General features: G+C 64.8%; 10 protein-coding genes. 4 read left to right on the top strand and 6 right to left on the bottom strand.

Features of this window, described 5'->3' with window-relative positions:
• Positions 1–13: 13 nt before the first annotated feature.
• Together WAN71_RS04365 and WAN71_RS04360 are read left to right on the top strand one after the other, a co-directional pair.
• On the top strand, positions 14–817 hold the full coding sequence (locus WAN71_RS04365) for an enoyl-CoA hydratase (RefSeq protein ID WP_422224156.1): 804 nt from the start codon (positions 14–16) through the stop codon (positions 815–817).
• Positions 818–1,155: 338 nt separating this feature from the next.
• The gene (locus WAN71_RS04360; RefSeq protein WP_422224155.1) at positions 1,156–1,776 is read left to right on the top strand and encodes a TetR/AcrR family transcriptional regulator; all 621 of its coding nucleotides are present in this window, start codon (positions 1,156–1,158) and stop codon (positions 1,774–1,776) included.
• A 75-nt stretch (positions 1,777–1,851) separates the two neighbouring features.
• Here the strand turns inward: WAN71_RS04360 and WAN71_RS04355 are convergent, their stop codons facing one another.
• Positions 1,852–2,499: an FMN-dependent NADH-azoreductase gene (locus WAN71_RS04355; RefSeq protein ID WP_422224154.1), complete on the bottom strand. Its 648-nt coding sequence runs from the start codon at positions 2,497–2,499 to the stop codon at positions 1,852–1,854.
• 142 nt (positions 2,500–2,641) lie between these two features.
• Here WAN71_RS04355 and WAN71_RS04350 point away from each other — a divergent pair, with 142 nt between their 5' ends.
• Both WAN71_RS04350 and WAN71_RS04345 read left to right on the top strand, forming a co-directional pair.
• A complete protein-coding gene (locus tag WAN71_RS04350; RefSeq protein ID WP_422224153.1) occupies positions 2,642–3,262 on the top strand; it encodes a nitroreductase family protein in 621 nt (206 codons plus the stop codon).
• A gap of 35 nt (positions 3,263–3,297) precedes the next feature.
• Positions 3,298–3,405 (top strand): class I SAM-dependent methyltransferase, encoded by a 108-nt coding sequence (locus WAN71_RS04345; RefSeq protein WP_422224152.1) that lies wholly within the window; start codon positions 3,298–3,300, stop codon positions 3,403–3,405.
• A gap of 50 nt (positions 3,406–3,455) precedes the next feature.
• Here WAN71_RS04345 and WAN71_RS04340 read toward each other — a convergent pair whose 3' ends face one another.
• From WAN71_RS04340 to WAN71_RS04320, 5 genes are all read right to left on the bottom strand, one after another.
• On the bottom strand, positions 3,456–4,586 hold the full coding sequence (locus WAN71_RS04340) for a hypothetical protein (protein ID WP_422224151.1): 1,131 nt from the start codon (positions 4,584–4,586) through the stop codon (positions 3,456–3,458).
• Between the two features lie 149 nt (positions 4,587–4,735).
• A complete protein-coding gene (locus WAN71_RS04335) occupies positions 4,736–5,791 on the bottom strand; it encodes a phosphotransferase (protein WP_422224150.1) in 1,056 nt (351 codons plus the stop codon).
• A 68-nt stretch (positions 5,792–5,859) separates the two neighbouring features.
• Positions 5,860–7,488: a class I adenylate-forming enzyme family protein gene (locus WAN71_RS04330; protein ID WP_422224149.1), complete on the bottom strand. Its 1,629-nt coding sequence runs from the start codon at positions 7,486–7,488 to the stop codon at positions 5,860–5,862.
• A complete protein-coding gene (locus tag WAN71_RS04325) occupies positions 7,488–8,729 on the bottom strand; it encodes a cytochrome P450 (RefSeq protein WP_422224148.1) in 1,242 nt (413 codons plus the stop codon). Before WAN71_RS04325 ends, WAN71_RS04330 begins: the two co-directional genes overlap by 1 nt.
• A gap of 1 nt (position 8,730) precedes the next feature.
• On the bottom strand, positions 8,731–9,541 hold an 811-nt coding region (locus tag WAN71_RS04320), incomplete at its 5' end, for an amidohydrolase family protein (RefSeq protein ID WP_422224147.1).

The raw sequence follows: 9,541 nt of genomic DNA, 5'->3' as shown, positions 1-9,541 counted from the left end.
GACGGACGGGTCGGTGGCGGTGATTACCCTGGACCGGCCGCAGGCCGCAAACGCGCAGACACCGGGCATCCTCAAGGACCTCGACGACGCGTGGCGGCGCGCGGACGCAGACCCCGATGTACGGGTGATCGTGTTCACCACTACCGGTAAACATTTCTCGGCCGGCCACGACATGTCGGGCAACGATCCATCTGCCAACGGCCGCGATCTTCGTCCCAAACGTGCCGAGGACGGCAAGCTGGTGGCGGAGCATTACTACGACTGGGAGACCCGCGGCTACCTGGAATACGCCAAGCGCTGGCGTGACATCCCGAAACCCACGATCGCGGCCGTGCAGGGTAAGTGCATCGCCGCGGGGCTAATGTTGTGCTGGCCCTGTGACCTGATCGTCGCAGCCGACAATGCTCAATTCTCCGACCCGGTTGCGCTGATGGGCATCATGGGCGTCGAATATCACGCTCACACTTGGGAACTCGGCCCCCGCAAGGCCAAGGAGATGCTATTCACCCAGGATTCGGTGAGCGCCCAGGAGGCATTGCGGACCGGGATGGTCAACCATGTGGTGCCGGTAGAGGAGCTTCGCGAATTCACTCTACGGCTCGCGCAACGGATCGCGCGGACCGACCCATGGGCGTTGCGCCTGGCCAAGCGCGCCGTCAATCACACCCTCGACACGATGGGCTTCTCCAACGCGATCGAATCGTGTTTCGACATGCACCACCTCGGCCATACGCGTGCGCTCGCGGCCACCGGGGGCAGGACCGTCGTGATGGCGGACTTGGACCAGATGAAGACCGCCGGCCGCACTGATTCATGAGCCCCGCAGCTTCGGATAGCGGCTTTGCTCCGCAGCACTGGGAAGCGAGACAAGAAACGGACACCGTGAGCTGCGGAAATGCACGGCAACCGACTTACTTCCATGCCGGTCACATTTCTCTAGAAACGAGACGGCGACGTTTTCGGTGGCGTTCGGTTCAGTGCCAGCCACATCCGGCGGGCAGCATAGTGGGCGGCCGGTCAAAGCCCATCACGTCAGCCCAGTCCGCCGCCTGCTCCGTCAACGACCCGTCTCCTTCGCTGGCCGCTTTCGACATGAAGCTAGCGCACAGATTCCAAATGGCAACATAGTGATGCCATCATGTTAGCGTGGTGGCTATGGACAGTTCGACGCGGCGAACGAGGGGCGTGCAGCGGGGCCCCCGAAGCCACCAGGTGGTCGAGAAGGTGCGCGCGGCCACCATGGCCGAACTGGCACGGGTGGGGTTCCCGGGGCTGACCATCGAGGGAGTCGCCAAAGCCGCCAATGTCAATCGCACCACGATCTATCGGCGGTGGCCGTCCAAGAGTGCACTGCTGTTGGCTGTCCTGGAGCCCGGGCTTCAGCGCTTCGACCACGATCCCGATACCGGTTCACTGGGCGGCGATCTGCTGGCCCTGATGCTCATGATCGGGGAGACCGCGGGCTTGCCCGAGGGGCAGGCGGTCCACCGCGCGGTCGGGTCGACGTCGGACGAACTCAAGGAACTCGTCGAAGCCGTGAATGACCGTGCGCTCGGGGCATTTCGTCGAGCCCTCGATCGAGCACGCGCCCGAGGCGAGGTGGGACCAACCGACGATCCCGAAATGATCGCGCACCTGGTGTTCTTCGGCGTCGTGCTTTGGGGGGAGACCCGAGAGCGCGCGCCCACCGAGGAGGAGTGCCGCCGCATATTGCGAATCGTCCTCGCACCGCTGGCCGGCAGCCACTCGGCGCCACCTGCGCGCTCAGACAAGTGAAGTCAGTTGCTGTCTTGAAAATCGTGAGGTCTATCAATCGTTTCGGTTGCCGGTTTGGAGGGCTGGCTTCGCGCACTAGGCGGCGTCTTCGTCGGCCGTCCAGAGCTGGTCGATGGCGGCGACGGCCTTGTTGAGGCTTTCAGCGGCAAGCGGTTTGAGATGGGCCATCTTCGGGTGGGCATCGGCCGTCGTGAGTTCCGCGGTGATGAACTGCGGCTGCAGCCCGGTCACCGATAAGGCGTGTGGCAACCAGGTCTGCGCATGATCCCAGCCTTCGCGCGGTGTGCCCGGACCGTAACCGCCGCCGAGGCTGGCAAGCACAATGAAGTCGGTGTCGCCGAGCAGGCCCGCATGGGTCTCCGCGTCGATGGACAACCCCAGGGCGATAATGTGGTCGACCCATGCCTTGACCGTACTGGGCGGACCGAAGTTGTACAGCGGCAGGCCGAGCAGGACCGTGTCGGCCTGCTTGATCTCGTCGATCAATTCAACGCTGAGTGCGAACGACGCGTCTTGTGCCGCAGTGCGTTGCTCCCCGGCCACCATTCGCGCCAGTCCGGTCGCAGCGTCCAAGTGCGGTATCGGGCTGGCGCCCAGATCGCGGTAGGTCACCATTCCGCCGGGATGGGCCGTACGCCACCGATCGGCGGCCCGAGCGGTCAGTCGACGACTCACTGATAAGTCACCCTGGACCGAAGAATCGATATGGAGCAGGTGTGACATCTCGAAACCTCCATAGATCGTTTGGTCGACCGTCGAACTTGAAGCTAGCGCAGAAGTCATCGAATGGCAACATCGCGTTGCCATTCGTGCTAGCGTGGTGGCTTATGGACAGTTCGACGCGCCAAACGAGGAGCCTGCACACATGACGCTTGACCTAACGCCGGATCAGCTGTTGTCGACCACGCGCACAGTGCGCAAACGCCTCGATTTGTCGCGCCCTGTCGAGCGGGAACTGTTGGAGGAGTGCTTCGACCTCGCCTTCCAAGCACCGACCGGTGGCAACCAGCAGGGCTGGCACTTTGTCGTCGTCACCGACGCCGACCAAAAGAAGGCCCTTGCCGAGCTGTACCGGAAATCCCAAAGCGAGACCGAGCCGCCGTCGGCCCCTCCCGGACAGGAGGCCGTGATGAAGTCCGCCGCCTACCTGGCTGAGCACCTCCAGGAGGTACCGGTCCTGGTCATCCCGTGCATCGAAGGCCGATATGAAAACGCTCCTCACCTTTGGCAAGCCATAGCGTGGGGATCGATACTGCCCGCGACCTGGAGTTTCATGCTGGCCGCCCGCGCCCGGGGCTTGGGAACAGCATGGACGACCTTGCACCTGCCCCACGAACGCGACGCTGCCGCAGTGCTCGGGATCCCGTATGGGCAGGTGACCCAGGTGGCGCTCATACCGGTTGCTCACACGATCGGTACCGAGTTCAGGCCCGGGCCCAGGAGTCCCCAAGCCGAGCACGTTCACTGGGATAGCTACGCTAGCTAAGTACCTAGCTTAGCTGAGGTTAGGAAGGACAGCGCATGGCGCGCACTCTCGCGGGCCTGCGCGCCGACCCGACGGCCGACCTCCGCACAGTATCCATCGACCTGCGGCACGACTGGCCGGCCGCCTTGCGCGACGCGGGCTAGACAGCCACCGGCCGCGCTTCGTCGTGGTCGGTCCGGCGCAACAGTTGTGACTATGACGGTTTGGCAACTCGATGTCCGTCCAGGAGGCCGGTTAGCCCGCTCGGTTGATGGGGTCCGATGGCGATCTGCTCGACGACGCCGACGCCGCGGCGGTCGCCCATCGTTGCGATTACCAGGTTTTGGAGGTGGATTGAAGCGAAGTCGGTGGGATCGAAATCCTCCAGCCTGATCGACTCGCGTCCGGTGTCGAGCGGCCCGTGCAGGCTTCCGTGACCCCAGTGTGGGTGCCAGTAGCCGATCCCGCGCATGCGGAAGGTGAACTTCTTCGCGACTTCGACCAGGACTTCGCCCTCGTCGGGGTGATCGAACCACAGTCGCGCGCGTTTGATTTCTCGGCGTCCGGGCTCCCAGTCGAGTTCGTAGCGGATGTTGTGACATTCGCGGACGCCGGCTGTGCTCCATGGGGGTGCGCCGTCAGGAATGGGATCGATGACCAGCGCGGTCTCGAGCCACCGTCTGCCGTCTTCGTGCTCGTGCACAGCCAGATGAGTGAATCGGTCGCCGAAATGCAGTGGCGCCCAGAGCCAGAACACTTGCAACGGCATGGGTTGTCGGATGACCTGCACCTGCTCACCGATGGGGCGGATGCCCCAAGAGCGATCCCGCGTGCCCGAGACCTCGGTGGGGTCGATCTGCAGCTCGTCGCCGTCGACGGTGACTGTGCCTTGCCAGGTGCCCCACTGGGTAAGACGCGTGTGATCGGTGAGGAGGATTCCCTCGGGCGTGCGTCGCTGCTGGCGGGGTTCCTCGACGGCGACAGTAGCGGCCCGGAAGAGCAGGTCGCACGCGATGCCGTGCTCATTGGGCTCCACGACATAACGGATGGTGCGCATCGGGTCGACCACGTCGACGCGGATCGGCCCGATGGTGGTGGACCGGTCGGTCGGCATCGCACCGGAGGCGAAGATCGAATGCTCCACTCCGTCGCGCACGATGCTGAATGCGGCGTCGATCACGCCGCGCACCGGGTAATGACCCATTGCGGCACCGAAGTAGAACTCCCCGTCGTGTTGATGTCCGTTGAACCAGTACCGGTCGTAGTGGTTGATATCGCCCGTGGCGGGGTGGGCGATCGGATCGGCCGAGGGGTGGATTGGGAAGTCGTCGAATGGGCTTAGCAAGGTTCCTCCAGGGTGGTCAGAGTTTGGCGACTGCGCCGCCGTCGACGTCGACGACTGCGGCGGTGATGAAAGCTGCTTCGTCGGAAGCCAGGGTCACCAGAATCTTTCGTGCGGTGGTTGACCTCACGCGCTCCCAATCCCGAATGCCGTCACAGCAGAGACATGGCATCCAGGTCGGTGATCGCCGTCGACGACCGCTCGGCCATGACGGTGAACATCCGGTCGCCCCGTGCGGTGGGCTGGGCGACGAACGCGCCCAACACGGTGATGAGCGGGCCTTGGAACAGTCCGTATCGGTAGTCCTCCCAACACTGTTCGGCGCCATAGCCGTTGACTCCGAGCGCGACGAGGCGACGATGGTAAGCCTCGACGATCCCCTTCTCCCCGGCGCGACGGCTCGCGGTCGACAAACCGGTGGCGATAAGGAAGGCGACGTCGCGCAGCGGGGACCCCACCGTGACGACCTGCCAGTCGACCGCGACCACTGGGCGGGGTGCATCGGATTGAGCGAAGAGCAGATTGTCCAGGCGGTAATCGCTGTGCAGCATCGCGAACGGTTCGGGTCGCCCCGCCGCCCAATCCGCGAATCGATCAGCGAAGCGGTTCAGCGTCGCCCCCGTGTCCCGGGTCACCGCGTAGCGGTCCAAGAACTGTTTGGTGGCGTCCACCAGGAACGCGGCAGCGACTTCTGGGTACGCCGCGAGATCTGGTATGAGCCAGTCGAGTTCACGAAGCGACGGGTCGTTCCATGTCGGCGCGTGCAATCCAGCGACGTTGACTGCGGCCGCGCGAGCCTGATCGACAGAGCAACCGGCGATCTGGTCGCCGGGCTCGGCGGGTGCAAGGTCCTCCAGCACGAGCGTGAATCCGTCGCCGCGCTCGTTCATCGCGGCGAAGTAGCACCGCGGGATGTCGAGGTGCACCCGATCGGCGACCTCGCGGTAGAACGTCGTCTCGCACCGGTAGCCGAGCTGGCCGGCAGCGCGACTTGCCGAATCGGTAGCAGGCAGCTTCACGATCAGGCGGTCCGGACCTACGCCGGCGTCGTAGCCAATGAATAGCCGATAACACGAACCCATCTGCCCGGTGCCAATCGGCTCGGTGGTCACGCGGCAGACGGTGGCAGCGATGCCGTTCTGCGCGAGCACAGCTGTCGTCCACTCCGGGGTGACGGCGTCCACTGACTCCAGGGCCGTTGCCTCCATCAGCCGGCAAGCTCGAAATCTCGTGTCATGCTCGTTCTCCGATCAGATCGTTGCCAACGATAACGGGTTCACTCGCCGGTCAGGACCCGCATGAGTCCTTGGCGGTCGACTTTGCCAGTGGGCAGCATGGGCAGGTCGTCCTCGGCGACAAGGCGAATGACGGTGGGAACCTTGAACGTCGACAGGTTGCGGCGAGCGTGGGCAACGATGGTCTCGACCGACAACGGCGCTCCGTGGGCAGGCACAACGGCGGCCCCAACCACCTGTCCGCGGACCGGGTGCGGCAGGGCGACCACGAAGCTGTGTAGGACTTCAGGCATCGAGTCCAACACCGATTCGACCTCTGCCGGCGACACGTTGGATCCCGCGGTCTTGATGAGAGTGCTTGCGCGGCCGGTGAAGTGCAGGTGGCCGGCATCGTCGAACCACCCCCGGTCCCCGGTGGCATACCAGCCGTCGGGGCCGAACACCTCGTGGCGTTCCTGTTTGTAGATACCGTTCATCACGATCTGACCGCGTACCTGGATCTCGCCCTCCTGACCGTACCCCGCCTCGACGCCCGAGTCGGGGTCGACTATCCGGTGCTGCACCACACCAGGTAGCGGAATTCCGAAGGAGCCGCGCAGCTCCGGCGGTAGCGGGGTGTCGGGCACCTCGACCATCGTGTGCGGGCCGCCGGTCTCGGTCATACCCAGCAGGTTGGGCATCAGGTCGGGCTCGCGTGGTCGCCGGTCGGGCGGCAGCGCCTGAATCATGGTGCCGCCTCGCACGCTCGACAGGTCGCGCTTGGCGAAGTCGGGATGGTCGGCCATCGCCTGACTTGCCTGGGTCCAGCATGAAATGAACGTCGCCCGTTCCCGCTCCAACAGGGCTAGCGTGTTACCCGCTTCGAACACGTCTTGCGCGAGGATGGTTGCGCCGGTCGAAAGCGCCTGCAGCACAACCATTGTCAGGCCGCCCACCCAGAAGAACGGCATCGGCGAATAGATTCGGTCAGCCGAGGTGACGCCGCGATGGTGCGCCAGAATGTAGGCATGGCGCACCAGGCTGCCGTGGGTGTGCACGACGGATTTCGGCAGCGCGGTCGTCCCGGATGTGCTGACCACGACGAGATCATCGGCCGGCCGCACTTCGTCTTCGGCCGAACATGCCAGTGGCGCAGCCGATTCCGCGCGGGGTGGCCATTGTGAGGCCCAGGCACGCTCACACCCCGGCCAGACGTGGAGCCGCCGCAGATAGGGCGCTGTCGGCTCGGCGATCGCAGCGCCGCCATCGTTGAGGCCAGGCAGGGCGTCCTCTATGCGCGCGACGAGATCTCGCCCGGCGATGGATTGCCCCATCAGCACAACCTGCACATCGGTGTGCCGTAACAGCCGCCCGAGTTCCCCACCAGGTGCGAAAGTCGACAGGGGAACCGTCAGCGCGCCGATTCGGGCGGCTGCCAACCAGGAGATCAGCCACTGGGCGCAGTTGGGGAATAAGATGCCGACTCGGGTCCCTTTGCCGACACCGGAGGCGAGTAGTGCGTCGGCCAGCTCCAGCGACGCGGAGTCGGCCTCCGAGAAAGTCAGTCGCTCGTCGTCAGTGACGAGGAATTCACCGTCGGCTTCGGCGCGCATGATCCGCAGGAGCTCAGGGACGCTGGCCGGCATGCCGTTCGGCGCCGAAACCTCACCCGCCGCCAGGGCCTCGGCCATTAGCCGACGTGGACGGGGATGTGCGAGTAGCCGGCGACGTTGGACATGGTGACCCGGCGCAGACCGTCGGTGTCGACCTCGAATCGCGGCCAGTGCTGCTGCAGCTGCTGGAAGGCGACGCGGCTCTCGAGGCGGGCGAGCCAGGAGCCCAGGCAACTGTGCGCCCCGTACCCGAACGCCAGCGTGGTGGCCCCGCCGCGCCGGATGTCGAATGCGTCGGGCCGGTCATAGGCCCGCGGGTCACGGGTCGCGGCCCCCGTCACCAACAGGGTGGGAGAGCCCGCGGGAATCGTCCCGCCGTCGAGGGTGACGTCGCGGGTCGCGAAACGCCCCTGATATTGCGACGGTGGGTTAAGCCGCAGCATCTCCTCGATCGCGCCGGGAATCAGTGTGGGATCAGCGAGCACCAGCTCCCACTGGTCGGGATTGCGGTCGAAGGCCATCACACCATTGCCCACCAGCTTGGTGACGGTCTCACTGCCTGCTGCGGCCAAAAGCACTGCGAATGCGGCGATGTCGTCGTCGCTGAGCCGGTGCGTCACCCCCGCGTCATCCTCATAGGTGGCGGTGACCAGTCTGCTGATGATCAGGTCATCGGGATTACGGCGCTTCTCGTGGGCCAGCTCGAGGAAGTACTCGCCCATTGCCATCGAATCGGCCACGCCACTTTCCGTGGCGAACGGGTTGTTCTCCTCGCGGTGCAGGAATCCGTCGGTCCACAGCCGGATCTGCTGTCGTTCGCCGGCCGGGACGCCGAGCATCGAAGAGATGATCTCCACCGGGAACAGGGCGGCGAAGTCGGCCACCAGATCGAAGTTCTGCCGGTCCTTCAGTTCGTCGACGTAGGAGGTCACCACCTCCACCACGAGCGGCTCCAGATTGGCGATCGCCGCCTTGGTGAACACCTGCCGCACGAGCTTGCGCAGCCGCTCGTGCTCCGGGGGGTCCATGATGATCAACATGTTGGTGTTTAACCGCTGCCGCATCGACAGGCCGTCCAAGGTCACACCATAGGCGCTACTGAACGTCTCCCAATCCCGATGCGCGGCAACAACATCCTCGTGGCGGGTCAGGGCATAGAAGTCCCATCGCTTGCTGTAGTATACCGGCGCCTCGTCGCGCATCCACCGGTAGGTCTCATACGGATCATCGAAGAAAACATCCGAGTAGGGGTTGAACTCCGCCGGGTCGCCGTCTGCACGCGTTTTCGTGGCGGACGACGCACCGTGATCCGTCGACATCTCAGGCGTCTACCTGCATCATGTTCGACAGCGTGCCGCCCATCATGAGGGCGATCTCGTCGTCGCTTAGCTCTGGATGGCGCTCAGCGTAGCTGAGGGGCTCCGCCAGACCCTCGGGATGGGGATAGTCCGATCCGAAGAACAGGTGCTCAATCGGGACCAGCTTGGCGAGTTGGGCCACGTTCTCCTCCCAGAAGGGATTGAAGTAGATGCAGCGGCAGATGGCCTCTACGGGGTCCTCGCTGTAGAGCTGCGGCATCTTCTTGCGGGTGTCGCTGAGGTTCTCCAGTAGCCGGGGCAGCCAGGTGGTTCCGTTCTCCACCATGCCAATCCGAAGCTCGGGGAACCGCGTCAGGAGTCCGTGGCAGGCCAGCGCCGCGACCGCGTCCTCGGCCGGGTTGCGGGCCAGGCTGTAGTAAGACCGGAACGGCGAGGGCTGGAACGGCCGGAACTCGCCGGCGCCCTCCCAGTCGTTGGCGTAGCGGGAGTAACCGCTGTCGGAGGCGTGCATGATGACCAGCACGCCGGTCTCGACGACCCGCTTCCAGAACGGGTCGAATTCGGGGAGGGCGAACGACCGCGGGCCGTGCAGCCCGGGTACCGGCGCCGGCCGGATGAGAATGGCTCGGGCACCGCGCTCGACTACCCAGTTCAGCTCGTCGATGGCCTTTTCCACAATGGGCAAGGTGATGATCGGTGTGGTGAAGATGCGGCCCTTGTAGTCGAATTGCCACGTCTCGTGCAGCCACTGGTTCAGAGCGTGAATGATCGTATGAGTCGCCTCGGGGTGCTCGCGGAAGCGTTCCTCCACC

The organism is Mycobacterium sp. (assembly GCF_049280035.1).
Taxonomy (GTDB): domain Bacteria; phylum Actinomycetota; class Actinomycetes; order Mycobacteriales; family Mycobacteriaceae; genus Mycobacterium.
This window is presented reverse-complemented; position numbering and strand designations above follow the sequence as displayed.

What these genes read in the sequence shown, in the direction of transcription:
- WAN71_RS04360 (WP_422224155.1), top strand. Translation starts at nt 1,156, where the DNA reads ATGGACAGTTCGACGCGGCGAACGAGGGGCGTGCAGCGGGGCCCCCGA.
- WAN71_RS04355 (WP_422224154.1), bottom strand. Translation starts at nt 2,499, where the DNA reads ATGTCACACCTGCTCCATATCGATTCTTCGGTCCAGGGTGACTTATCA.
- WAN71_RS04350 (WP_422224153.1), top strand. Translation starts at nt 2,642, where the DNA reads ATGACGCTTGACCTAACGCCGGATCAGCTGTTGTCGACCACGCGCACA.
- WAN71_RS04345 (WP_422224152.1), top strand. Translation starts at nt 3,298, where the DNA reads ATGGCGCGCACTCTCGCGGGCCTGCGCGCCGACCCGACGGCCGACCTC.
- WAN71_RS04335 (WP_422224150.1), bottom strand. Translation starts at nt 5,791, where the DNA reads ATGGAGGCAACGGCCCTGGAGTCAGTGGACGCCGTCACCCCGGAGTGG.
- WAN71_RS04330 (WP_422224149.1), bottom strand. Translation starts at nt 7,488, where the DNA reads ATGGCCGAGGCCCTGGCGGCGGGTGAGGTTTCGGCGCCGAACGGCATG.
- WAN71_RS04325 (WP_422224148.1), bottom strand. Translation starts at nt 8,729, where the DNA reads ATGTCGACGGATCACGGTGCGTCGTCCGCCACGAAAACGCGTGCAGAC.